This is a genomic window from Ruegeria sp. CH5, assembly GCF_056537025.1.
The window spans coordinates 463,214-487,216 of record NZ_JBQFQT010000002.1 but is presented as its reverse complement, the minus strand read 5'-3'; the positions used below and the strand labels follow the sequence as shown (position 1 = coordinate 487,216).

The following is a 24,003-nucleotide window of genomic DNA, read 5'->3' as shown; positions in this document are numbered from 1 at the left end:
TCGTATTACTGCCCGTTACCCATAGTCACTTTTGTATTCCACCAGTCTGCGCTGGCGGCTTCTGTCATCCGAATGGTCGGCCGCGCCCCTATGCGCATATCGACCACGGCAACATCCCGTTCCAGAAGGTCCTGCACCTCGTTCACCGCCAGAACACGCTCGAGCGCGCGCACCGGACGTTCCGTCGGCAGCATGACCCGTTGGCCTCGGTCCAGAACCAGGTCCCAGCGCCGCTCGCCGACGCGGACCAGACCGCGCACCCGGCTGCCCAGGCTGCGCGCAGTGGCCAGAAGCTCCAGTGCCTCGGCCACATGCTGATCTGCACCCTGACCGGCAATCAGCGGAAGATCGGAGCGCTCGGTCCGAGCCGCGATCTCGGCCACGTGGATGCCCGTTTCGTCCAACAGCTGGATGCCTTCACGGGTGCGCCAGACGATCACGGGCTGACGTTCGACAACATCGACCTGCAGAATGCCGCCCGGACGGATCCGCACGGTTGCCGATTTGACCGGGTCCAAGCCGGTGATCGTGTCCCGGATCTGCTCGACATCCAGATCCCAGGAGCTGAGCGGGAAGTCCAAAGGCACGACTTCGCGGATGTCGTCAGCAAGGCCGGCCCCCGCCCCGTCGATCGCCATGAGCTTGACCATGAATTCAGGACGCTCCTGGAACGACGTGATCAAGTTGTCCACCTGCGCCCGAACCGCTTCTCGCCGCTCTTCGGCCGCGAAGTAGAGCCCAACCGTGGCCACGACCGCGCAGAGCGGCACTCCGATCTTGACCCCCAGCCGGATTCCCGGCGTCAGCATCCATCGCTGGAACCGATAACTAAACCGCGACGGTGCCGGGTCCGCACGGCCCTTGCCACGGCGGAAGAACCGACCACCGCGCAACCGCAATTTGGGCTCAGCACGGACGGCGTCGGCGTCCGCAGACTGAAACTCGGCATCAGGGCCGGACAGAGGCTTGGCGCGGTGGATCACCGGCGCACGAGTGGCGGTCAGCGGTCGCATGAGGCGTCCTCGACCATCCAGGCGCAGAGCTGACCGAAGGTCATGCCCAGATGCGCGGCTTGTTCAGGCACCAGCGAGGTGGGGGTCATACCCGGCTGGGTGTTGGTCTCCAGCAGGAACAGGCCCTTTTCGCCCCAGGCCTCGTCCCAGCGGTAATCGGTACGGCTGACGCCCCGGCAGCCCAAAACTTGATGGGCACGCAGGGCGTAATCCATGCACAGATCGAAGATCCGCGGCGGGATATCGGCGGGCAGCACGTGGCGTGATCCGCCGGGCTTGTATTTGGCGTCGTAGTCATACCAGCCGTCGGTCAGGATCTCGGTCACGGTCAGGGCGCGGTCGCCCATCACGGTCACCGTCAACTCGCGCCCGGCGACGTATTGCTCGACCATGACCTGTTCGGGCATGTCCTCCGACAGCTGCGGCGGGCCGTTCGAGCCTTCGAACACCAGATAGATCCCGACGCTCGAACCTTCGTTGTTGGGCTTGACCACATATGGCGCGGGCATGACGTGCCCCGCCATCACGTCCGATTTCGGGACGATCACGCTGTCGGCCACGGGCAGGCCGGCCGCGCGGAAAACCTCTTTGCTGCGCTGTTTGTCCATGGCCAGCGCCGAGGCAAGAACGCCGGAATGCGTGTAGGGCATTCGCAGCCACTCCAGCAGACCCTGCACGCAACCGTCCTCGCCCCAGCGGCCATGCAAGGCGTTGAAGACCACGTCGGGCTTGATGTCCTGCAAACGCGCACAAAGGTCGGGACCGGCGTCCAGCTCGACGACCTCGATCCCTTCTCCCACAAGGGCGGCTGCGCATTCGCGCCCGCTGCTGAGAGACACCTCGCGCTCCGCCGAGGGGCCACCCATCAATACCGCCACTTTGGGGTTTGTCCTGCTCGACCTACCCACGTTCGTGCGCCTCAATGTCCCCGGACCTTATCTGGTGGTCCGTATTTCGTTATGCCTTTGATCCGTCGCCTGAATTTGCCTGTTTTGGTCTGACGGTCGGGGCTTTAATCTGTCAGCGGATCACCGACCCGCATGATTTCCCACTCTAGCGTGATCCCGCTTGTTTCGTAAACCTTTTTTCGCACCTCTTCACCCAGCTCTTCGAGGTCGGCGGCGGTGGCGTTTCCGGTGTTGATCAGGAAATTCGAGTGCTTGGGGCTCATCTGTGCGCCTCCGCGCCGGGCGCCGCGCATTCCGGCGTCGTCGATCACCTTCCAGGCCTTCAGGTCGTGCACATCATCGGCCCGCCCGGTCGAGGAAAACCCCGCCGGATTGCGGAAGGTCGACCCGGCGCTGCGGTCCTTGGTGGGCTGGGTCTCGTCTCGCTTTTTCAGCTGCGCCTCCATCCGGGCGTGCAGGTCGGCCGGGTCGCCCGCCGGGCCCTGGAACGTGGCCGACACCAGCACCGCACCCTCGGGCAGGTCGGACTGGCGATAGCGGAAGTTCAGGTCGGCCGGCGTCAGCTCGACCACCTCGCCCTGCCGGGTGACGATGGTAGCCGATTTCAGAACATCCGCCGTGTAGCTGCCATAGCACCCGGCGTTCATCCGCACGGCCCCACCGATGGAACCCGGAATGGTGCGCAGAAAGGTGAGGTCCACCCCCGCATCCGCCGCCATGCGCGCCACATGCGCATCCAGCGCGGCCGCCCCTACAGTGACGGTGGTGCCCTCGACCGAAATGCCGTTGAAACCGCGCCCCAGCCGGATCACCACGGCCCGCAAGCCCCCGTCGCGGACTATCAGGTTCGAGCCGACGCCCATCGGGAACACCGGCACCTCGGCCGGAAGGTAGCGCAGGAAAGCCTGCAAATCCTCAAGGTCAGCCGGCTGAAACAGATAATCCGCCGGGCCGCCGACTCGCAGCCATGTGAGGTCGTTCAATTGTCTGTTTTGGGAAACTCTTCCTCGGACGGCGGGAAGTCCTGTCATTTCCTGACCTGCAATATCTAACTTCGTCTTGCCTCAATAAATGCACGGACCGCCCTCGCACAAGCGAATATGGCCGCGCCCACGACGATGACACCGAAGGCAAGGACGCCAAAGACCAATGCCCAATCACCAAAATTATGAAGATCGAAGCGTGGGTGGGTTAGTCCCAGCGTAAGACGCCAAGCCACGGGTGCAGCCAGAGCTATGAGAAATATTCCTCGATAGACGGATCGATTCCCCGCCCATCCACAGACCAGCGCAGCGGCCATGATCGTCAACCCGCAGATCACAATTAGTTGGCTCATGAATGGGAACGGGGTAGCTGGGTTAAACATAAGGCAATCAGCGTTGCCCTTGCCGCCGCAGCCACCGCCCAAGGTAGATCATCGGCCAGCGCAGCACCGACATGCCGGCGGCCAGAACGAACAGGCCAACCCACGGGCCGTTTTCGTAGGTGACATAACCCAGGATCGGAATGCCCACCGCGATCAGCGCATAGGCGCGGGTCCAGTGATTGTCCTTGCTGGGGATCATGGCCAGCACATTGGCGGCGACGCCCCAAAGGGCGGCAAGTGCGATCGACCAGCTCATTGCCCCACCTCGCGGCCCGACCATTTGCGCCAGTAAAACCGGATGGGGTTGCGGAACATCGATACGAACCCGGCAAAGGCCAGCACTCCGATCAGCCAGCCATGCGCTACGCCCAGCCAGGCGATCAGAACCGGCGCGCAGATCAGCAGCACGATGCCCGGCGGGAATTGCAGGCGCATCGGCAGCAGCGCCACGACAGTGGCGCAGATCACCCAAAGGGCGGCAAAGATGACGGAATAATCCATGGCTCTCTCCGCAAATGAGTCACGCACCAGGGCAGCGACACATCCGCAAGTTGTGCACCCAAATGCCTGCGAACGTCAAACGGCTTGTTTGACCTTCAGCCGGTCCGGCAGCGCATTGGCCCAGGCACTGATGGTGCCGGCGCCCAGACAGACGACCATGTCGCCGGGCCGGGCCTGTTCGCGGACCAGACGCTCCAGGTCGCCTTCGTCCAGCAACGCGCGCGCGTGGCGGTGGCCGTGGCGGATCAGGCCCTGCACCAGATCATCGCGGCTGGCGCCTTCGATCGGGTCCTCACCGGCCGAGAATACCTCGGCAATGGCCACGACATCGGCATCGTTGAAACAGGCGCAGAAATCGTCGAACAAGTTGGACAGGCGCGAATAGCGGTGCGGCTGGTGCACCGCGATCACGCGGCCTTCGGTCGCCTGACGCGCGGCCTTGAGCACCGCCGCGATTTCCACCGGGTGGTGGCCGTAGTCGTCGATGACGGTGACGCCGTTCACCTCGCCAACCTTGGTAAAGCGGCGATTGACGCCGCCGAAATTGGCCAGCGCGTCGCGGATTTCAGCGGTCTTCATGCCCAGATGACGTGCCACGGCGACCGCCGACAGGGCGTTCGAGACGTTGTGATCGCCCGGCATCGGCAGGGTGCAACCCTCGATCACGGTGTCCTCGTATTGCAGGTGGATGTCGAAATGCGCGATGCCGCCCTTGTAGGTCAGGTTGACCGCACGCACGTCCGCCTGGGCGTTGAACCCATAGGTGCGCACGCGGCGGTCGGTGATGCGGCCCACCAGCGCCTGAACCTCTGCATGGTCGGTGCAACACACCGCCAGACCGTAGAACGGGATGTTCGAGACGAAATCATGAAAGCCCGCGCGCAGGCGGTCGAAATCACCCCAATGCTCCATGTGCTCGGGGTCGATATTGGTGACGATGGCGATGGTCGCGGGCAGCCGGTTGAACGAGCCGTCGGACTCGTCGGCCTCGACCACCATCCACTCGCCCTGCCCCATCCGCGCGTTCGAGCCGTAGGCATGGATCACGCCGCCGTTGATGACGGTCGGGTCGAAATCGCCCGCCACCATCAACTCGGCCATCATCGTGGTGGTCGTGGTCTTGCCGTGGGTACCGGCAATGGCGATGTTGGATTTCAGCCGCATCAGCTCGGCCAGCATGTCGGCACGGCGCACCACCGGCAGGCCCAATGCGCGGGCGCAGTCCAGTTCAGGGTTGCCCGGCTTGATCGCGGTCGACACGACCACGACTGCCGCGTTGTCGAGATTCTCGGCCCGCTGACCCACGAAAATTTCGGCCCCTAGCGACGCCAGACGGTCGGTGATCTTCGAGGCTTTCAGATCGGATCCCTGCACCTGGTACCCAAGGTTCAGCAGCACCTCGGCGATGCCCGACATCCCGATGCCGCCGATGCCCACGAAATGGATCGGTCCGACATCCTGCGGCAGTTTGGTTGCTGGATTCATGGGGTCTCCTTCTGCGCCAGCTGTTCGACAAGGGCCACCAGACGCTCGGTCGCGTCGGGCGCCCCGACCGACACGGCAGCATGGGCCATTTTCTGTGCGGCTTCGGGGTTGGTCAGAACCAGTGCGATTTGCTCGGTCAGGGCGGGAACGTCAAGCGCATTTTCGGGAATCATGATCGCCCCGCCCGCCTGCACCAACCCGCGCGCATTGGCGGTTTGGTGATCGCCCGCTGCGGCGGCAAAGGGGATCAGGATCGAGGGCCGCCCGATCACCGAGATGTCGGCCACGCTGGACGCGCCCGAGCGGCTGATCACCAATTGCGCCTCGGACATGCGGCGGGGGACGTCGTGGAAAAAGGGCTGGACCTCGGCCAGAATCCCGTGGTCGGCGTAGAAGGCGGTGACCCGCTCGGCATCCTCTTCGCGCGCCTGATGCGAAACACGGATATACTGGCGCAGGCTCTCGGGCAGAGCAGCGATGGCGCCGGGCACCACATCGCTGAGGATGCGGGCGCCTTGGCTGCCGCCCATCACGAGCACCGACATCGGGTAATCTCCGGGCGGGATATAGGGCGCGGCCGCGCGTTCCAGCACGGCAGCACGGACCGGGTTACCGGTGTGGATGCCGTGAGCGCCCTCGGGCAGGTCGGTGGGCCAGACGCCGCAGGCCACATGCGCGACCCGGGTGGCGAACAGCTGGTTCACGCGCCCCAGAACGCCGTTCTGTTCGTGAATCATGCGGGGCAGACGCAACATCACCGCCGCGCTCAGCGCCGGGATCGACGGATAGCCACCGAACCCCACCACCACGTCCGGCTTGTCGCGCAGCAACTGGGCCGTCATCCCGGCAACTCCGGCTGCGATCCGGGGACCAGCCAGCGCCTTGGCCGCCAGCCCGCCGCGGGCGAAAGTGGCCGAGGAGACCTCGACGATCTCGGTGGAATGCGGGAAGCCGCCGGTATAGCGCGCGCCGCGCGGGTCGGTGGACAGGCGCACGCGCCAACCCTTGTTCAGCATGGCCTCGGCCAGCGCCTGGGCGGGGAACATGTGGCCCCCGGTTCCGCCAGCCGCGATCAGCAAATAAGGGTTCGTCATCAGCCTCGTCCGCGCAGAATGTCGCCCAGCTCGCCCTGCGGGCGGGTGCGGGTGAAGGCCAGCAGCATTCCCAGCGCGATGCCGCCCGCAATCAACGACGAGCCGCCGTAGCTGACGAAGGGCAGCGTCATGCCCTTGGCCGGCAGCAGGCGCACCGCGACGCCCATGTTGATCATCGCCTGAACACCGAACATGCAAGCCAGTCCCGTGCCTGCCAACCGGGTGAACATGTCACGCTCGCGCATCAAGCGCAGCAGGGACCGCACCACGATGATTGAATAAAGCGCGATGATGATCAGCACCAGGATCAGGCCGTATTCTTCGGCCGCGACGGCGATGATGAAATCGGTATGTGCATCGGGCAGCGACCATTTCACCTGCCCTTCGCCAACCCCAACGCCAAACAGCCCGCCCTCGCGGATTGCGTTGGTGGCATAGCCCAACTGGGTCGTCGGATCGACCTCTTGATTCAGGAAACCATCGATGCGCCGGGCGAAGTGTTCAGAATTGGCGTAGGCGAACATGCCACCCAGAACGACCGCTCCGGCCATTCCCAGCAGCAGGAACATCGGCGCACCCGCCACGAAGTACATCACGCCCCAGCCGAACAGGATCAGACAGGCCTGACCGAAATCAGGCTGCATCACCAACATGCCAACGATCGACATACACAGCGCAAACGACCACAACCGCCCCGGGGGGCCATTGATCTCCTGCGCTGCGGCCAGCAGCCACGCGGCCACGACAATGAAGCCCGGCTTCAGAAACTCGGACGGTTGCAGCGAGGCGAAGCCCAGCGAGTACCAGCGCACCGCACCCTTACCGAAATCGGTTCCGAAGACCGGCAGAAAGGCCAGCGCAACAAAAGAGGCCAGAAATCCCAGCACCGCCAACCGACGCACCAAGGTGGGTGACATCATCGAGGTCAGCATCATCGCGATCAGCGCCAGCACACCGAAAAGGGCCTGACGCTCGACATAGTGGAACGGATCGAACCCGTTGCGCTGCGCCAGCGGCGGCGACGAGGCCAGCCCCAGCAGAAGCCCGATCGCAAACAGGATCAGCACGCAGGACATCGTCCAGCGGTCAATCGTCCGCCACCATTTCGGAAGGATCGGTTCACCGCGCTGGTCCTGGACCGCGCCATACACCATCTCAGTCATGAGATACCGCCACTATCTGCCTCGTTACCGTCCCGTTTTTGGGATCTGTTTGAGAGTCTACAGGGAAAATGCCCCTCAGGCCAGCCTCTTCCTCTTGTCATTGGCGTCAATCCGCGCCAAGGGCGAGGGATGCGATTTGACACGATCATACTGGGCGCCGGAGCCGCCGGCATGATGTGCGCCGCCCATTGCGGCGGGCGTGTGCTGGTGATCGATCACGCCAAGGCGCCGGGGGAAAAGATCCGCATCTCGGGCGGGGGGCGGTGCAACTTCACCAACCTCTACGCCGGGCCGCAGAACTTCCTGTCGCAGAACCCGCATTTCTGCAAATCGGCCCTGGCGCGATACACGCAGTGGGATTTCATCGACCTTGTGGGCCGTCATGGCATCACCTGGCATGAAAAGACGCTGGGGCAGCTGTTCTGCGACGGCTCTTCGAAGCAGATCATCGCCATGCTGCTGGCCGAGATGGACCGCGCGGGCGCAGAGCTGTGGTTGCACACGTCGCTGCGCGATCTGCGCATGACCGAAGCCGGCTTTGAATTGGTGGTCGAGCGCGAGGGTGCGCGATATGACCTGAGCTGTGCCAACGTGGTATTGGCCACCGGCGGGAAATCCATCCCCAAGATGGGTGCGACCGGGCTGGCCTATGACATCGCCGCGCAGTTCGGATTGCACGTCACCGAGACCCGTGCCGCATTGGTGCCGTTCACCTTCCCCGATGGGCGGTTCAAGGACCTGTCCGGTGTGTCCGTCCCCTCGCGACTGTCGAACGATCGCACGAGTTTCGACGAGGCGCTGCTGTTCACCCATCGCGGCCTGAGCGGGCCGGCTGTGCTGCAACTGTCCTCGTACTGGCGCGAGGGCGAGGCGATCCGGGCCAATCTGATCCCGGACCTGCCCCTGTTCGACTTGCTGCGCGAACGGCGACAAAGCGCCGGCCGGAAGGCCCTGACCACGGAACTCGCGCGCCACCTGCCCACCCGCCTGGTCGAGTATCTGAGCGCCCAAATCCCGATGCACGGCAACCTGGCCGATCAATCGGACGCAGCGCTGCGGGCGCTGACCGATGCGCTGTCCAACTGGGTGCTGACCCCTGCAGGCACCGAAGGGTACCGCACCGCCGAGGTCACTTTGGGCGGCATCGACACGGCCGGCCTGTCCTCCAAAACGATGGAGGCCAAGGAGGTCCCCGGCCTCTTTGCGATTGGCGAAGCGGCGGATGTCACCGGATGGCTGGGCGGATACAACTTCCAGTGGGCGTGGTCCTCGGGCCACGCCGCCGGAATTGCGATCGCCGGTCGCCTCTAGCCTACGACGTTGTAGCCGCGGCCGCGCATGCAGTTGCGGACGATGACTTCCTGCTTCTGGGTGTTTTGCAGAGCGCTGGCCCCTGCCCCCACCAGTGCGCCAGCGACAGCCGCACGGCCCAGATCGCTTGCGCTGTCGTCTATGATGGCTTTGGTACCCGCAGCACCCGCCGCGCCAATGGCCGCTGCGCCAGCGGTATTGCTGTCGATCGTGCCCTGCTGCCGCGCCACGGCCTGACACTGCGCCAAGTCTGCGTTGTAGTTCGGGCTGACGGGTCCATCCACAATGGGTTGGTAGTTCGCGCCTGTGTTCGTGCAGGCCCCTGCCACCAGGATGGCCGGCAGGATCATTGAAAGCTTGCGGTTCAGCATGGTCTTAACCTCGTGTTGAATTCCTAGGGTAACAAAATCATTAATTCTGGTGCGTCAAGCTGATAGCACTTCAATTTGGCCCAACCGGCGGTTCATTGCAAATGCGCAGTTCAAAGCCGCTTTTGAACCTGCGCCACGAAATCGTCGCCGCGCTGTTCGAAATTGTCGTACTGGTCGAAACTGGCCGCCGCGGGCGCCAGCAGCACGGTTTCACCCGGCGCGGCGTCGCGCATGGCCTGTTCGACTGCCTCGGCCATTGTGGTGCAAACGCGGGCCTCAACCGACAACTGCATGGCGAAGCCGGCTGCCTCGCGCCCGATCACATAGGCGCACAGAACCTCGTCGGTCGCGTCGTTCAGCGCGGCGACACCCCCCTCTTTCTCAAGCCCGCCGCAGATCCAGCGGATTTTTTTGAACGCGCCCAGCGCCTTGGCCGCGCTGTCGACATTGGTGGCCTTGGAGTCGTTCACGAATGTCACACCGTTTGCCTCGGCGATGATCTGGCTGCGGTGCGGCAGGCCCGGATAGCTGTGCAGCGCGTCCTCGATCATCTTGGGCGCCAGGCCCAGCGCGCGACAGGCGGCATAGGCCGAACACGCGTTCTGGTGGTTGTGGGTTCCGGGCAGGCCCTTGATGCCGCGCAGGTCGATCGACGCGGCCTGCCGCCCCTTGCGATATTCCGACAGGAACCCCTTGCGGGCAAAGACCTGCCAGCCCGGGCCGGCCAATTTGCGCGCCACCGAGACGCGGATCACCCGGTCGTCGCCCGGCCCTTCGGCCAGTTGACCGGCTAGAAACGCGCCTTCGATCTCGTCCACGCCGATCACGGCACGGTCGGGACCGCCTTCTGAGAACAGGCGGCGTTTGGCGGCGAAATAGCCGCCCATGCCCCCATGCCGGTCCAGATGGTCGGGCGAGAGATTGGTGAACACCGCCACGTCGGGCGTCAGCGCACGCGCCAGCTCGGTCTGATAGCTGGAAAGCTCCAGCACCACCACTGATCCGTCGCCGCCGGGCTCGATATCCAGCACGCCGCGCCCGATATTGCCCGCCAGCTGCGCCTCGCGCCCCGATTGGGTCAGGATATGGTGGATCAGCGCCGCCGTGGTCGACTTCCCGTTCGAGCCGGTGACGGCGACCACACGCGGCGGCACATCGAACTTGTCCCATTCGGCACCGCCCAGCGAGCGGAAGAACAGACCAATGTCATTGTCGACCGGAACGCCGGCCTGCAGCGCGGCGGCAACTACCGGGTTGGGTTCGGGATAAAGATGGGGAATGCCGGGCGATACGATCAACGTGGCAATCGCGTCAAAGGCGCCTTCCCGCCGCAGGTCCTGACACATGAACCCCTCGGCCTCGGCCTTTTCGCGCGCGGCGGGGTTGTCATCCCAGCACACCGGCTCGGCTCCGCCCGTCCGCAATGCGCGCGCCGTGGCCAGGCCCGACCGCCCCAGCCCCAGAACCGCAACCTTATGTCCTGAAAACCCTTTGACCGGGATCATGCCGCGCACCTTCTTCCATCTGCCAATGCGCCGCTACCCTGTACCGAAGAATTGACCCTTGGCAAGGGCGGCGTCAGGCTCGCGCCCTCGGCGCGAGCCGGGCCCAACGGGTACAGGCGGGCCGCAGGCCCACCGCGCCCGGCGGGAGCCTTACCGTACTTTCAGTGTCGCAAGGCCAATCATCGCCAGGATCAGCGAGATGATCCAGAACCGGATCACGATGGTTGGCTCGGCCCAGCCCTTCTTCTCATAGTGGTGATGGATCGGCGCCATCAGGAAGACCCGCCGGCCTGTGCGTTTGAAATACAGCACCTGGATGATCACGCTCAACGCCTCGACCACGAACAGGCCGCCGACGATGGCCAGAACCAGCTCGTGCTTGGTGGCAACGGCGATGGCGCCCAGTGCGCCGCCGAGGGCCAGCGAGCCGGTATCCCCCATGAACACCGCCGCTGGCGGAGCGTTGTACCACAGAAACCCAAGCCCACCGCCAAACAATGCGGCGGTGAAGATAAGAATCTCACCCGTGCCGGGCACATAGTGCACGTCCAGATATTCGGTAAAGTCGACGCGACCCACCGCATAGGCGATCACGCCCAAGGTCGAGGCCGCGATCATCGCGGGCATGATGGCCAGCCCGTCCAGCCCGTCGGTAAGGTTGACGGCATTCGCCGCCCCCACGATCACCACGATCGAGAACGGAATGTAGAAGATACCCAGATTGATCAGCGTGTCCTTGAAGATCGGCACGGCCAGCTGGTTCTGCAGCATCTCCGGGTGGTGCAGCGTCGCCCACAGCGCGGCCAGCGCGGCAATAATGATGCCCAAAGCCAGGCGCATTTTGCCTGAAACGCCCTTGGTATTCTGCTTCGACACCTTGGCATAGTCGTCCGCAAATCCGATGGCTGCGTAGGCCAGCGTGACGAACAGAACCATCCAGACATAGGGATTGTCCCACCGCGCCCAAATCAGCGTGGACGTCACCAGAGCACCGACAATCAGCAGGCCCCCCATCGTGGGCGTGCCGGCCTTGGAAAAGTGCCCCTCGGGGCCGTCATCCCGAATTGGCTGACCCTTGCCTTGTTTCCGGCGCAGCACGTTGATCAACGGCTTGCCGAACAGGAAGCCAAAGATCAGGGCCGTCAGAAAGGCGCCGCCTGCGCGGAACGTGATGTAGCGGAAGAGGTTGAAGAAATCCCCTCCGTCCGACAGGCTGGTCAACCAATAAAGCATTACAAAACCTTTCTCACACCGCGGTCATGGGTGGTCATGCATCAAGCGCGCCCACTTGCCCCATTTTCCGCAAACCGTCAACAATCCGTGCCAGCGCCATGCTGAGGGAACCTTTGGCCAACACGGCATCGCCCGCCCGAACCAGCTGCGGAAGCTCTGGAACCATTTCGTCACTGGTCTCGAACCACAGCCCACGCTTGTCCTCGGGCAGGGCCTCGTGCAGCGCCCGCATCAACGGTCCAATGCAATGCACCTTGTCGATCTGCGTCATGGCCGGCACGTCTGCCATCGCTGCGTGCATCGCGCTTTCGTTTGGCCCCAGCTCTTTCATGTCGCCCAGGAAGGCGATGCGCCTTTCGCTCTGCGCTGCCGCCAACACATCCAGCGCCGCCGCCATCGAGGTCGGATTGGCGTTGTAGCTGTCATCCAGCAGTTCGATCTGCCCGCCATCCGGCAATGTCAGCGTTTCGCGCACGCCCCGCCCTGTGACCGGCGCCCATTTGGCCAGGCCGGTGATGGCCGCGTCCAGATCGATGCCCAGCGCAACACAGGCGGCAAGCGCGCCCAGGCCGTTCATGGCAAAATGCGTGCCCGCCGATTGCACATCAAAGGCGATGGCCTGGCCCATGGCCTCGGCGGTCACGTGGATGTCTGTAGGCGACTGGGTCACGCCGGTCAGCCGATAATCCGAGGCGGTGCGGCCGAAATCCACGATCACGGCGCCATGCCGGGCGGCGCAGGTGCGCAGGATGTCGGTATGATCCAGATCGGCGTTCACGATGGCGGTGCCGCCGGCCTCCAACCCTTCGAAGATGGCGGCCTTTTCGTGAGCAATGCCGGCAACCGACTCGAACGCCTCGAGGTGAACGGCGGCGACGGTGGTGACCAGCGCCACATGCGGGCGAGCCTGCCGCGCCAGAGGTGCAATTTCGCCGGGGTGGTTCATGCCGATCTCAATCACCGCATATTCGGTGTCGCGCGGCATCCGGGCCAGAGTCAGCGGCACGCCCCAATGGTTGTTGTAGCTGGCAACGCTGGCATGGGTGCGGCCCTGATCCGACAGGATGGTCGCCAGCATCTCCTTGGTCGAGGTCTTGCCGACACTGCCCGTCACCCCGACCACGCGGGCCTTGCACCGATCACGGGCGGCGCGGCCCAACGCCTCGAGCGCGGTCTGCACGTTGTCGACGATCAACAATGGCGCATCGGCGGCCACGCCGTCCGGGACGTGCGTCACCAGCGCGGCGGCGGCCCCTTTTTCCAGCGCCTGCGCCGCGAAATCATGCCCGTCGCGCGCCGCCTTCAACGCCACGAACAGGTCGCCCGGTTGCAGCGTGCGCGTATCGATGGACACGCCGCCCGCCTGCCAGTCGGTCGTGGCCCGTCCGCCCGTCGCGGCGGCGGCCTCGGATGCGGTCCAGAGTGTCATGCGACCCTCCCGTCCAGTGCGGCCACGGCGATGCTGGCCTGTTCCACATCATCGAAGGGCAGAACCTGGTCACCCACGATCTGCCCGGTCTCGTGCCCCTTGCCCGCGATCAGCAGCGCATCGCCCGGCTGCAAAGCATCGATGCCGCGCAGGATGGCTTCGGCCCGGTCGGCCACCTCGGTCGCGTCGGGGGCCCCGGCCATCACCGCGGCGCGGATGGCGGCGGGGTCTTCCGAGCGCGGGTTGTCGTCGGTGACAAAGACGATATCGGCGTTCTCGGCCGCGGCGCGGCCCATCAACGGGCGCTTGGTCGCATCCCGGTCGCCGCCCGCGCCGACGATGGCGATCAACCGGCCCATCACATGCGGGCGCAGCGCCTGCAGCGCAGTGGCCACAGCGTCGGGCGTGTGCGCGTAATCGACGAACACCGCAGCCCCGTTGCTGCGCGTCGCGGCCAACTGCATCCGCCCCCGCACCGTGGTCAGATGCGGCAAGGTGTCAAAGACATGGTCGGGCTCGTCTCCGCTGGCAATGACCAGCCCGCAGGCCAGCAGAACGTTTTCGGCCTGGAACCCGCCGATCAGGTTCAGCCGGGTCTGGAAGGTCTTGCCGCGCCAGGCAAAGCGCAGATCCTGCCCGGTGGCGTCAAACCGTTGGTTCAACAGGCAAAGATCGACATCCCCGCTGCCTACGGTCAAAACTGTCTGACCGCGCGCCTGCGCGATATCACGGATCGCGGCGCCTTTCGGATCATCCATGTTGATCACGGCGGTTCCGTCCTGCGGCAGAACCCGGTCGAACAGCCCCGCCTTGGCGGCGAAATACGCCTCGAACGTCGCGTGATAGTCCAGGTGATCCTGGGTGAAATTCGAAAACCCCGCCGCCGTCAGGTGCACGCCGTCCAGCCGGCGCTGTTCCAACCCATGCGACGAGGCCTCCATCGCGGCGTGGGTCACGCCGGCCTCGGCGGCCTCGGCCAGACAGCGATGCAGGGTGATGGGTTCGGGTGTCGTGTGGGCCAGCGGTGCCGTCCACGCGCCCTCGACCCCTGTAGTGCCGAGATTGACAGCCATGTGGCCCAGCTCGGTCCAGATCTGGCGCACGAAGGTCGAAATCGAGGTCTTGCCGTTGGTGCCGGTGACCGCCACCATGGTGCGCGGCTGCGCCCCGAACCACAATGCGGCGGTATAGGCCAGCGTCTGGCGCGGGTCCTGCACCACCACCAGGGCGGCGTCCGAGGCGGCCAGTTCATCAGCGGCGATCCGCGCGCCTTCGGCATCGGTCAGGATGGCCGCAGCCCCCATACGCAGGGCGTATTGAATGAATTCGCCCCCATGCACGCGCGTCCCCGGCAGCGCCGCGAACAGAAAGCCGTCCTTGACCTGACGGCTGTCCACCGCCAGCCCGGAAATCTCCGGGTCGGCACCGCCGCGCGCGGTCAGGGCCAGCTGGCTGAGTTTCTTTGACCTTGCGCCCATGACCCACCTCTGTCGGACTTCCTAATTCGAGGTCAGCGTTATAGCAGCGCGATCCTCAGGCTCAAGCCGCGGACGCAAGCCCAGCAGCGGCGCGATGCGGCCGATCAACTCGGCCGCCACGGGTACCGCCGTCCAGCCTGCCGTGCGGCGCTTTTCGCCGTAGGCCAGGATCGACGGTTCGTCCAGCGCAACGATCAGAACATATTTCGGATCGTAGGCCGGAAAGACCGAAGCGAAGGTGGCGATCACCTTGTCATCATAGTACCCGCCGCGCGGCTTGGGCTTGTCGGCGGTGCCGGTTTTGCCGGCCACGGCATAGCCCGGAACGTCACCAAAACTGGCGGTTCCGTCCGTCACCACCTTGCGCAGCATCATCAGCGATTGTTTGGCCGCGCTTTCCGACATCACGCGCGGCCCGTATTGCGGCCCGTTGCGGCGCAAGATCGTGGGGCTGACATAATGCCCGCCATTGGCGATGGCCGCATAGCCCGCCGCCAGATGCATCGGGCTGGTCGACAGGCCGTGGCCGTAGGAAATGGTGACGGTGCTCAATTCGCCCCACTTCTTGGGCTTGAGCGGCACCCCGCCCTTGGCCTCGACGATCTCGAACGGGGTGGGGTCGAACATGCCCAGCGCGTCCAGGAACTGTTGCTGGCGCTCGGCGCCGATCTGCAGCGCCAACCGCCCCGTGCCGCGGTTCGAGCTGTGCACGATCACTTCGGCCACGCTGATCTTGCCGTAATTCTTGCCGTTGAATTCGCCGATCGGGAAACGCCCGATCTTCATCGGGCCCGAGGTGTCGATGATCGTGTCGGAATTCACCAGCCCCAGATCGACCGCTTGCGCGGCGGTGAATATCTTGAAGACCGAGCCAAGTTCATACACGCCCTGCACATAGCGGTTGAACAGCGGGCTGTCCGAAGGGTCGAAACCCGAGGTCGGCGGGCGCGGGCGGTCGTTCGGGTCGAAAGAGGGCAACGAGGCGGCAGCAATTACTTCGCCGGTATGGGCGTTCATCAGCACCGCCGAGGCGCCCTTGGCGTTCATGATCTTCATGCCGCCGTCCAGCACTTGTTCCACCGCCGCCTGAACGGTCAGGTCCAGCGACAGCTGCAGCGGCTTGGTTCCGTTGGCCGGGTCGCGCAGATAGTCATCGAACTGTTTTTCCACCCCGGCCACACCGATCACCTCGGCAGCCGAGACGCCTTCGCGCCCAAAGCCTGAACCGCCAAGGATATGCGCGGCCAGCCGGCCGTTGGGATAGAGCCGCATTTCGCGCGGGCCGAACAGGATGCCCGGATCGCCGATGTCATGCACCGCCTGCTTTTGTTCCGGTGAAATACGTTTTTTGATCCACAGGAATTTGCGCTTGCCGGTGAAGTCCTTGACCAACCGCTCTTTGTCCAGATCCGGGAAGATCGCCACCAGCTTTTCCGCGGCCGCGATCGGGTCGATCATCAGCGGGGGCTGGGCATAAACGGAGTAGGTATCAAGGTTGGTCGCAAGGATTCGGCCTTCGCGGTCCACGATATTCGCCCGCTGCATGGCAATCGACGCGCCCGGGGCGCTCGCCAGCGGCTCTTGCGCCTCCGAAGTAGCCAAAGCGCCCATCCGGAACCCGACAACGGCAAAAGCCGCAAAGAAAAACGCACTGAGCACCAGCAACCGCCCCTCGGCGCGAGCGCGGGCGCGGTCCTTCATCTCTTCGTGGCGGCGGCGGATGTTCTCGCGCTCGATCACCTTGGGGTTTTCCCCGCGGGCGCGGGCCTCGAGGATGCGGGCAAGCGGGCGGAGCGGTGTGCGCGTCATGGGATCTGCACCTCGCCAAGGGCCTGGGTGTCGGTGATCGCCTGCAATTCGATCGGGTCGGCAATGGGCAGGTCGGGATCCTCGGCATAGGCGATCTGGTCCGCGCGTCCGAACTGCTCGGCGCGCAGCGGCAGAAGGCCCAGACGCTCGAAATTCAGGTCGGCCAATTCACGCAGTCGGTCCGGACGGTTCAGATAGGCCCATTCGGCCTGCAACACCGCCAGCCGGGCCTGCGCCGCGCCGATCTGGTGCTGCAGAGACTGAGTTTCCTTCAGTACCTGTTGGGTGCGGTAGTTTTCCTGATAGGCCCACAAGGCCAGCCCGAAAACACCCAAGGCGGTCAATACAAACAGAATACTCTTCATCTTGCCTTTCCCCCGATCATGGGCATGCCGATGGCGCGGGCATCAATTTCCCCCGCCGGAGCATCGGTACGAACAGCAACCCGCAACTTGGCAGAGCGCGCGCGCGGGTTGTCCTGCAACTCCTGCGGGTCGGGGCCGATGGCCTTGCGGGTCTTCAATGTGAATTGCGGCTGATCCGGCTGGATTTCGGGCGCATAGCGATTGGCGCGTCCGGTCTTGCCCGCGCGCGATTGAAAAAAGCGTTTGACCATCCGGTCCTCGACCGAATGGAAAGTGACCACCGCCAGTTGCCCGCCCGGCTTCAACGCGCGCTCGGCGGCCATCATACCCTGGAACAATTCCTCATATTCGGCATTCACCGCTATGCGCAGCGCCTGGAACGACCGCGTGGCCGGATGGGACTGGCCGGGCTTGGCGCGGGGCAGGCAGGATTCGACGATCTCGGCCAGACGCAGGGTGGTGGTGATGGGCGACTCGGTGCGGGCCTTCACGATGGCGCGCGCGATGCGGCGGCTGGCCCGCTCCTCACCGTAGTGGAACAGGATGTCGGCCAATTGCTCCTCGGTCGCAGTGTTGACCAGATCAGCTGCGCTTTCGCCCTCCTGGCTCATGCGCATGTCCAGCGGGCCGTCTTTCATGAAGGAAAAGCCGCGCTCGGCCTGGTCCAGCTGCATGGACGAGACACCAAGGTCCAGCACCACGCCGTCGAGGTCGCTGGCATATTCATCCATGCGCGAGAAAACACCCGGCTGCATCACCAGCCGGTCACCATATTCGGCAGCCCAATCCGCCGCCATTTCAAAGGCCAATGGATCCCGGTCGACGCCGATTACCTTGTCGGCGCCAGCCTCAAGCAAACCCCGGGTATAGCCGCCCGCACCAAAGGTACCATCCAGCCAGGTGCCGGAAACCGGCTGGACCGCGTCCAGCAAAGGGCGCAGCAGAACGGGAATATGGGGTTTGTCAGATGAAGTGTGATCCGCGCCGGCCATGCCGTCACGCACCTTCGATGCCGTCAAGGAACTGCATCGGATCGAAATCCTCGGGCAGTTCGTCCAACCAGTCTTCGGTGGCGGCCAGTTCCTCGGCCTCGTATGTCTCGGGCTTCCAGATCTGGAACGTGTCGCCCGCGGCGATAAAGAACGCCTCGCCTTCCAGCCCGATCTTGTTGCGCAGCTTGGCCGGCAACACCAGGCGACCTGTTTCATCGACATTGGTCGGGAAAGACTGCCCGTGGAACAGACGCTGCAACATCTTGCGCTGCATCGAGCCGCGCGGCAGCGCGTCGATCTTGGCGTCGACCTCGTCGATCGCCTCCATAGTATAGCATTCAAGGTATTTGCGGCGGTGGTCACCGTAAACGATCACCAGTTCAGGATTGTCGCCAGGCTGCCAGTTGGGGTCCGAGGCCTCGAGCACACGGCGAAACGAGGCCGGGATCGACACCCTGCCCTTCGCATCCACCTTGTGGTGGCTTTCACCTCTAAACCTGCGCGCCAAGACGACTGTCCCTTTCGCTTGCGCCCCACCTACGTCTTCCCCCGGATGAAAAACGGCGGGTTGATCTGCTGCCACTGATCAACCCGCCGCATTGACCCGCTGTGCGGGATGTCCAGCTGCGCGCGCCACCTGGGGGGATGTCTGCTCGCCCGCGCGCCGGATCTCTTGAGTGATGAAAGCGAGATGCCTGTATGAAACCTGTTTGTTTTTGGTTCGGGGTCGTTTGGCGCCCCATGTGCCTCGTCCTCATCGGATGAATAAGGGATGCCATGGGAATTCATGGAAATCAATGAGATTTTTTCCCAAGAAGGTTAGATCCGGAAAACTAAAGCAGTGGAAATTCATACACAAATACGAAAAATGACCACAGGTAGACAACTAATAACGCCTAAACACAATATATAGACAGATTCCGCGCGGGAAAAATTTTCCCACGATTTCCCACATCTCCTGCTCAACAACCCCGATTCCGCCCAACACCCCTCGCTTATTCGACCAAATGGCGCCGAATCACCCTGCGAACCAGGCCGAACCCAAGAGAGACCGCCCCGAATTTCCCACCAATTCCCGCCAGTCCCACAAAGCCCCATGACCGCGCCCAAATCGGGAGTTGGGCCAGACGCACAAAAATCGCGCAGTCCTGAACCGCACAAATTCCGCGTTTACGCGCGCAAATTTTCATCAAATGATGGGCGGCAGCCAGGCCGGAACAATGCCCCGCAGTTCGCGCTAACGAAAATTTCCATATTTTAAAGGCATATTTACGGGTGTCGGGATTCCGACAGTCAATCTATGCACTTGCTGCATAGCAGCATTGATCCTGTCCGGTATTGTGCAATCGCAGCATTTGCCTATCTTCAGTCTCAAGCAAGCGCCGGAACATAGCGGCGGCAACGACAGATGATTGGGTAACGAACATGGCAGTCGCAAGCACCAACAGCGCACACAAAAGCGCATCGACATTTGGTTTCGCCTTTCTGATCGAAACCATGAAGACCCGTATCGCACGCTATCGCGTGTACCGCCAGACGGTGAACGAACTGTCAGAACTGTCGGACCGCGAGCTGGCCGATCTGGGCCTGCACCGTTCGATGATCCGTCGCCTGGCCATGCAGGCCGCCGAAGAACAATTCGCGCGCTAAGCGCCACGAAACACCGAGATCAGGTCCACTCCTCCTCCCATAGGACCTGTATTTCAGCGGCAGCATCTCTCCTCCTCCCTGATGCTGCCGCACCCTATACCGGCCTCAACCTGCCGGATGCTGATACATCGGGGCTCTCCTCCTCCCTGCTCTGATGTTGAAAGCGCGCGGTGGCATCTTCCTCCTCCCTGATGCCACCGCGCCCTTCAAATACCGGGCCAGACCCGGAAACGCATACATCGGGTTCTCCTCCTCCCTTCCCGATGTGAAAAGAGCGCGGTGGCACCCTTCCTCCTCCCTGGTGTCACCGCGCGCTTCAGATACCGGGGAAAACCCGGGTTCGGATACATCGGGGCTCTCCTCCTCCCTGCTCTGATGTTGACAAGAACGGCGGTTCCCTCCTCCTCCCTGGGAACCGCCGTTTATTTTCATTCGGCATGAAAAAGGCGCCACGGGCAGGACCGGGCGCCAAACAAAAAAGTCGAGCATGTGCCGGGAGGCACATTCCGCTGGATCAGAACGGCACGTCGTCTTTTGCGGATAGATACTGTGCGACGACCTTCTTGGTTCCGGCCTTGTCGAACTCGACCTCGACCTTGTCCCCCTCGATCCCGACCACGCCGCCATAGCCGAACTTCTGGTGGAACACCCGCTCGCCCAGGGTAAAGCTGGCCACGGCGGTCGCGTCGATCACGGTGTTGCGGGATTCACGCGGCTGCGACATGCCGTATTGCCCCTGCCGCGCCTGCATCCGTTTCCAGCCGGGCGAGTTGTAGACATTGGCCTGCGCCGCGCGGGTCTCGATGCCTGCCGACATCTGGCCACCGCCATAGAGGCCCGGAGGTGTCAGAACCTCGACATGATCCTCGGGCAATTCATCGATGAAACGCGAAGGCATCGCGTTCTGCCACTGCCCGAACACCCGCCGGTTGGCGGCGAAGGAAATGGTGCAGACCTCCTCGGCGCGGGTGATGCCCACATAGGCCAGCCGCCGTTCCTCCTCGAGCCCCTTGAGGCCGGACTCGTCCATCGACCGTTGCGAGGGGAACAGACCGTCCTCCCACCCCGGCAGGAACACGGCCGGAAACTCCAGCCCCTTGGCCGCGTGCAGGGTCATGATCGAGACCTTGGGCCCGCCGCTGTCCTGTTCGTTGTCCATCACCAGGCCGACATGCTCCAGGAACCCTTGCAGGTTCTCGAAATTGTCCAGCTGGTTCACCAGTTCCTTCAGGTTTTCCAACCGCCCCGGAGCCTCCGGCGTCTTGTCGTTCTGCCAGTGGGCGGTATAGCCGGATTCGTCCAGCACGATCTGCGCCAGTTCGATATGCGACACCTCGGGCGGGCCATAGCGCACGGGCGCGGTTCCGTCGTCGATGACCGCATCATCCTCGATCTCGATCCGGGGGCCGCGGGTCATCGCGTTCCAGCGCGCCAGCCCTTCTACCAGTTCACGCAGAGCCGCGCCGCCCTTGCCCTTGATCAGCCCTTGCTCCACAGCGATCCGCGCGCCCTGAACCAGCGACACACCATGTTCGCGCGCGGTGCGCTGGATCGTCTGCTGCGCCTTGTCGCCCAAGCCGCGCTTGGGCGTGTTCACGATCCGCTCGAAAGCCAGATCGTCCTCGGGGCTGACCACCAGCCGGAAATAGGCCATGGCATCTCGGATCTCCATCCGTTCATAGAATCGAGGGCCGCCGATCACCTTGTAGGGCAGGCCGATGGTCAGGAACCGGTCCTCGAAGGCGCGCATCTGATGGCTGGCGCGCACAAGGATGGCGATTTCGTCCAGGTTCATCGGTCGCACGCCACGGGTGCCGCCCTGCATGGCGTCGATCTCTTCGCCGATCCAACGGGCCTCCTCCTCACCATCCCAGTGGCCGATCAGGCGGACCTTTTCGCCCCCGGGCTTGTCGGTCCACAACTCCTTGCCCAGACGGCTTTCATTGCCACGGATCACGTTCGAGGCGGCGGCGAGGATATGCGGGGTCGAGCGGTAGTTCTGTTCCAGCCGCACCACATGGGCGCCGGGAAAGTCTTTCTCAAAACGCAGGATGTTGCCCACCTCGGCGCCGCGCCAGCCATAGATCGACTGGTCGTCGTCCCCCACGCAGCAGATATTCTTGTGCCCACCGGCCAACAGCCGCAGCCACAGGTACTGGGCGATGTTGGTGTCCTGGTATTCGTCCACCAAGATGTAGCGGAACCAGCGCTGGTATTGCTCCAGCACGTCCGGGTGGGTCTGGAAAATGGTGACCATGTGCAACAGCAGGTCACCGAAATCCACCGCGTTCAGCTCGCGCAGGCGGGTCTGGTATTGGGCATAAAGCTCGACGCCTTTGTTGTTGTAGACCCCGGCATCGGCGGTGGGAACCTTGTCGGGCGTCAGGGCGCGGTTCTTCCAGTCGTCGATGATGCCCGCCAACATCCGCGCGGGCCAGCGCTTGTCGTCGATATTGGCGGCGTGCACCAGTTGCTTGAGCAGGCGCAGCTGGTCGTCGGTGTCGAGGATGGTGAAGTTCGACTTCAGCCCCGCCAGTTCCGCATGGCGGCGCAGCAGCTTGACGCAGATCGAGTGGAAGGTGCCCAGCCACGGCATGCCCTCGGCGGGCTGGCCCAGCAGGCGGCCGACCCGTTCCTTCATCTCGCGCGCGGCCTTGTTGGTGAAGGTCACGGCCAGAATCTCGTTCGGGCGGGCCCGCCCGATGTTCAGCAGATGCGCGATGCGGGTGGTCAGGGCCTTGGTCTTGCCGGTGCCCGCCCCGGCCAGCATCAGGATCGGGCCATCCAACAGCTCGACCGCTTCCCGCTGCGCCGGGTTCAATTCATTCAAGTAGTCCACCTCGGGCCGAAGCGCGGCCATGGCGCGGGCCGACAGCGAGGCGCCTTCGAAGGCGTCATTTTCATCGAAACTGCTCATGCGCCCAAACTAAGCCGGAAGCGCGCCGAGGGAAAGGGTTTGTTCACGGCTTGTTCGCACGGTTTTACGAATTTCTTTCGTTGCGCTGGTTGAGCCGTCAGGTGCGGGCTGCATCCGATTGAAACCCTTGCCGAATCGGGCCTCAGGTCGGATCAATCAGCATGGACCTGCACAGCACCTATCCAGGCATCGAGGATCTGAAGCGCCGCGCACGCCGTCGGCTGCCGCACTTTGTCTGGGACTATGTCGACAGCGGCACCGGGGCCGAGACCGCGCTGAAACGCAACCGGGCGGCGCTGGACCGCATCGGGTTTCTGCCCGCCATCCTGAAAGGCCCGCTGGAATTCGACACCAGCACCCGCTTTCTGGGGCGCGACCATCCGCTGCCCTTCGGCATGGCCCCGATCGGGATGTGCGGACTGGTCTGGCCGGGGGCCGAAGCGCTGATGGCGCGCGCCGCGGCGCAGGCGGGCATTCCGTATGTTCTGTCCACTGTCGCCAGTCAAAGCCCCGAGGACATGGCCCCGCATATCGGACCCGACGCCTGGTTCCAGCTGTACCCGCCCAAGGACCCGGAGATTCGCGCCGACCTGCTGTCCCGCGCCCGGTCCGCCGGGTTCGGCACGCTGGTGCTGACCGTCGATGTGCCCGTGGCCTCGCGCCGGGAACGGCAAACCCGCTCGGGCCTGACCCATCCGCCGCGCCTGACGCCGCGCCTGCTGGCGCAGATCGCCGCCCGTCCGGCCTGGGCCTGGGGCATGGCGCGTCACGGCAAGCCCCGGATGCGCACGCTGGACAAATATATCGACGGCACCGCCAATCTGCCGCCCACGGCGCATATCGGGTACCTGCTCAGGACCTCTCCGGGCATGGATTACGTCAAGTGGCTGCGCGACCACTGGCAGGGGCCGTTCATCATAAAGGGCGTGCTGCGCCCCGAGGATGCCGAGCGGCTGAAACAGGCTGGGATCGACGCGCTTTGGGTCTCGAATCACGGCGGCCGCCAGTTCGATGGCGCGCCGGCCAGCATCGACATGCTGCCCGCCATCCGCGCCGCGACCGACCTGCCGCTGATCTTCGACAGCGGTGTTTCGGGCGGGCTGGACATTCTGCGGGCGCGCGCCTTGGGCGCCGATCTGGTCATGCTGGGGCGGGCGTTCCTCTATGGCGTTGCAGCATTGGGCGCGCGCGGACCGACCCATGTCATTGATATTCTGCGACAGGACATGCTTGCAAATATGGGACAATTGGGTGCCGCAACGCTAAAAGATCTGCCGGATGTTAACGCAAACATTGATGCCGCGATGCAGCATGTGCCATAAAACGCCGCAATAGGCGGCGTTTGCGAGCGATAACATGCCGGTTCTACCCAGAACTACAGATATATCTGCGCGTAATCTCGGTCTATTAACA

Annotated in this window: 21 protein-coding genes; 3 read left to right on the top strand and 18 right to left on the bottom strand. The window is 63.9% G+C overall.

Features of this window, described 5'->3' with window-relative positions; translation table 11 throughout:
- Positions 1–5: 5 nt before the first annotated feature.
- The 8 genes from ACR0JC_RS09795 to ftsW all read right to left on the bottom strand — a co-directional run bounded on the left by ACR0JC_RS09795 (position 6) and on the right by ftsW (position 7,530).
- Complete coding sequence (locus tag ACR0JC_RS09795; RefSeq protein ID WP_170340910.1) at positions 6–1,013, bottom strand: cell division protein FtsQ/DivIB; 1,008 nt, start codon at positions 1,011–1,013, stop codon at positions 6–8.
- A complete protein-coding gene (locus tag ACR0JC_RS09790; RefSeq protein WP_170340908.1) occupies positions 1,001–1,921 on the bottom strand; it encodes a D-alanine--D-alanine ligase in 921 nt (306 codons plus the stop codon). The genes ACR0JC_RS09795 and ACR0JC_RS09790 overlap by 13 nt, the downstream gene beginning before the upstream one ends.
- A 104-nt stretch (positions 1,922–2,025) precedes the next feature.
- Complete coding sequence (gene murB, locus ACR0JC_RS09785) at positions 2,026–2,952, bottom strand: UDP-N-acetylmuramate dehydrogenase (RefSeq protein ID WP_170340906.1); 927 nt, start codon at positions 2,950–2,952, stop codon at positions 2,026–2,028.
- A gap of 342 nt (positions 2,953–3,294) precedes the next feature.
- Positions 3,295–3,543 (bottom strand): DUF2484 family protein, encoded by a 249-nt coding sequence (locus tag ACR0JC_RS09780; protein ID WP_170340904.1) that lies wholly within the window; start codon positions 3,541–3,543, stop codon positions 3,295–3,297.
- Positions 3,540–3,788: a DUF2484 family protein gene (locus ACR0JC_RS09775; protein WP_170340901.1), complete on the bottom strand. Its 249-nt coding sequence runs from the start codon at positions 3,786–3,788 to the stop codon at positions 3,540–3,542. The genes ACR0JC_RS09780 and ACR0JC_RS09775 overlap by 4 nt, the downstream gene beginning before the upstream one ends.
- A gap of 75 nt (positions 3,789–3,863) precedes the next feature.
- Positions 3,864–5,273 carry a UDP-N-acetylmuramate--L-alanine ligase gene (gene murC, locus ACR0JC_RS09770; protein ID WP_170340899.1) on the bottom strand — a complete coding sequence of 470 codons (1,410 nt, stop codon included), beginning with the start codon at positions 5,271–5,273 and terminating at the stop codon, positions 3,864–3,866.
- The gene (locus ACR0JC_RS09765; protein WP_170340897.1) at positions 5,270–6,367 is read right to left on the bottom strand and encodes a UDP-N-acetylglucosamine--N-acetylmuramyl-(pentapeptide) pyrophosphoryl-undecaprenol N-acetylglucosamine transferase; all 1,098 of its coding nucleotides are present in this window, start codon (positions 6,365–6,367) and stop codon (positions 5,270–5,272) included. The genes murC and ACR0JC_RS09765 overlap by 4 nt, the downstream gene beginning before the upstream one ends.
- The gene (ftsW, locus tag ACR0JC_RS09760) at positions 6,367–7,530 is read right to left on the bottom strand and encodes a putative lipid II flippase FtsW (protein ID WP_093964841.1); all 1,164 of its coding nucleotides are present in this window, start codon (positions 7,528–7,530) and stop codon (positions 6,367–6,369) included. Before ftsW ends, ACR0JC_RS09765 begins: the two co-directional genes overlap by 1 nt.
- Positions 7,531–7,659: 129 nt before the next feature.
- On the opposite strand from ftsW, the gene ACR0JC_RS09755 reads away from it, so the two are divergent.
- On the top strand, positions 7,660–8,841 hold the full coding sequence (locus ACR0JC_RS09755; RefSeq protein WP_170340895.1) for a BaiN/RdsA family NAD(P)/FAD-dependent oxidoreductase: 1,182 nt from the start codon (positions 7,660–7,662) through the stop codon (positions 8,839–8,841).
- On the opposite strand, the gene ACR0JC_RS09750 is transcribed toward ACR0JC_RS09755, so the two are convergent.
- The 9 genes from ACR0JC_RS09750 to mraZ all read right to left on the bottom strand — a co-directional run bounded on the left by ACR0JC_RS09750 (position 8,838) and on the right by mraZ (position 18,495).
- Positions 8,838–9,212 (bottom strand): glycine zipper family protein, encoded by a 375-nt coding sequence (locus ACR0JC_RS09750; RefSeq protein WP_093964839.1) that lies wholly within the window; start codon positions 9,210–9,212, stop codon positions 8,838–8,840. The genes ACR0JC_RS09755 and ACR0JC_RS09750 overlap by 4 nt on opposite strands.
- 110 nt (positions 9,213–9,322) lie before the next feature.
- Complete coding sequence (gene murD, locus ACR0JC_RS09745) at positions 9,323–10,717, bottom strand: UDP-N-acetylmuramoyl-L-alanine--D-glutamate ligase (protein ID WP_170340893.1); 1,395 nt, start codon at positions 10,715–10,717, stop codon at positions 9,323–9,325.
- 150 nt (positions 10,718–10,867) lie between these two features.
- On the bottom strand, positions 10,868–11,950 hold the full coding sequence (mraY, locus tag ACR0JC_RS09740) for a phospho-N-acetylmuramoyl-pentapeptide-transferase (RefSeq protein ID WP_170340891.1): 1,083 nt from the start codon (positions 11,948–11,950) through the stop codon (positions 10,868–10,870).
- 34 nt (positions 11,951–11,984) lie between these two features.
- Entirely contained in the window at positions 11,985–13,379 is a 1,395-nt protein-coding gene (locus ACR0JC_RS09735) for a UDP-N-acetylmuramoyl-tripeptide--D-alanyl-D-alanine ligase (RefSeq protein ID WP_480763845.1), read from the bottom strand.
- A complete protein-coding gene (locus ACR0JC_RS09730; RefSeq protein ID WP_170340887.1) occupies positions 13,376–14,857 on the bottom strand; it encodes a UDP-N-acetylmuramoyl-L-alanyl-D-glutamate--2,6-diaminopimelate ligase in 1,482 nt (493 codons plus the stop codon). The genes ACR0JC_RS09735 and ACR0JC_RS09730 overlap by 4 nt, the downstream gene beginning before the upstream one ends.
- Before the next feature lie 21 nt (positions 14,858–14,878).
- On the bottom strand, positions 14,879–16,666 hold the full coding sequence (locus ACR0JC_RS09725) for a peptidoglycan D,D-transpeptidase FtsI family protein (protein WP_170340885.1): 1,788 nt from the start codon (positions 16,664–16,666) through the stop codon (positions 14,879–14,881).
- On the bottom strand, positions 16,663–17,031 hold the full coding sequence (gene ftsL, locus ACR0JC_RS09720) for a cell division protein FtsL (protein WP_093964833.1): 369 nt from the start codon (positions 17,029–17,031) through the stop codon (positions 16,663–16,665). The genes ACR0JC_RS09725 and ftsL overlap by 4 nt, the downstream gene beginning before the upstream one ends.
- Positions 17,028–18,023, bottom strand: a complete 996-nt coding sequence (gene rsmH, locus ACR0JC_RS09715) for a 16S rRNA (cytosine(1402)-N(4))-methyltransferase RsmH (RefSeq protein ID WP_170341099.1) — start codon at positions 18,021–18,023, stop codon at positions 17,028–17,030. Before rsmH ends, ftsL begins: the two co-directional genes overlap by 4 nt.
- Before the next feature lie 4 nt (positions 18,024–18,027).
- Entirely contained in the window at positions 18,028–18,495 is a 468-nt protein-coding gene (gene mraZ / locus ACR0JC_RS09710; RefSeq protein ID WP_254920219.1) for a division/cell wall cluster transcriptional repressor MraZ, read from the bottom strand.
- 953 nt (positions 18,496–19,448) lie between these two features.
- On the opposite strand from mraZ, the gene ACR0JC_RS09705 reads away from it, so the two are divergent.
- Positions 19,449–19,673: a DUF1127 domain-containing protein gene (locus tag ACR0JC_RS09705; RefSeq protein WP_170340883.1), complete on the top strand. Its 225-nt coding sequence runs from the start codon at positions 19,449–19,451 to the stop codon at positions 19,671–19,673.
- Positions 19,674–20,187: 514 nt separating this feature from the next.
- Here ACR0JC_RS09705 and ACR0JC_RS09700 read toward each other — a convergent pair.
- Positions 20,188–22,590, bottom strand: coding sequence for an ATP-dependent helicase (locus ACR0JC_RS09700; RefSeq protein WP_170340881.1), 2,403 nt, complete (start codon positions 22,588–22,590; stop codon positions 20,188–20,190).
- 161 nt (positions 22,591–22,751) lie between these two features.
- Here ACR0JC_RS09700 and ACR0JC_RS09695 point away from each other — a divergent pair, with 161 nt between their 5' ends.
- A complete protein-coding gene (locus tag ACR0JC_RS09695; protein WP_170369415.1) occupies positions 22,752–23,912 on the top strand; it encodes an alpha-hydroxy acid oxidase in 1,161 nt (386 codons plus the stop codon).
- Positions 23,913–24,003: the final 91 nt, after the last annotated feature.